The organism is Undibacterium sp. Tian12W (assembly GCF_049339405.1).
Classification (GTDB): Bacteria; Pseudomonadota; Gammaproteobacteria; order Burkholderiales; family Burkholderiaceae_D; genus Undibacterium.
The window spans coordinates 1-654 of record NZ_JBMPPK010000065.1 but is presented as its reverse complement, the minus strand read 5'-3'; the positions used below and the strand labels follow the sequence as shown (position 1 = coordinate 654).

General features: G+C 52.8%; 1 protein-coding gene. It reads right to left on the bottom strand.

Annotation, left to right across the window (positions count from 1 at the left end):
* Positions 1-298: 298 nt before the first annotated feature.
* Positions 299-654: energy transducer TonB (locus ACO0LI_RS30615; protein WP_423037702.1), on the bottom strand; the 356-nt coding region annotated here is incomplete at its 5' end.

Sequence of the window (654 nt, the reverse complement as noted above, 5' to 3'; positions counted from 1 at the left end):
CAGGGGCGACGGCAACGGCGGCTGTCAAGGCCAGGAGTGTTGCAGCCAGGAATGCGGAGAAACGGGTTTTCATTGAGGTGCTTCCTTTTAACAAAATAAGGTTGGTATTGCTTACTGCTGTTTTTATTTACTGCTGCTTTAAGATTTAATTTTTCATTAAACTTGTTTGGTGCCGTCAAGAAGCCTGTGCGGGCGTAGCGAGCAAGTTTAGGTTGAGTTAAGAAGCGCAACCGTACGGATGTACGGTGAGCATCGCAGGCTCAAGCTGGGCTTGCGCAGTAGCCTGCGCAGGTTTCGACTACTCTAACTTCCATACATACTGAACCTTGGCCCAGGTCTGTTGTGGCTTGCCATCGACGGTACCTGGTTTGTTTTTGCAGGAACCTGACATCAACTGGGATTTCACCGCATTGTCGAGACCGCGGAATCCACTGGATTTGTCGATCTTGACGTCGGCAACTGTACCGTCTGCACCGATCAATACGGACAACAGGACGGTGCCGGTTTCTTCATTGCGCAGGGAGGCGCGTGGATATTCCGGTTTGCATCCACCGACGTTGAAGTCGATGACGCCTGGTATGGTGACCGGGCCTGTGGCCTTGGCTTCTGTCGGTGCCGCTACCACTGGCGGGGCCTTGTTCAAGGTCGGGTTAT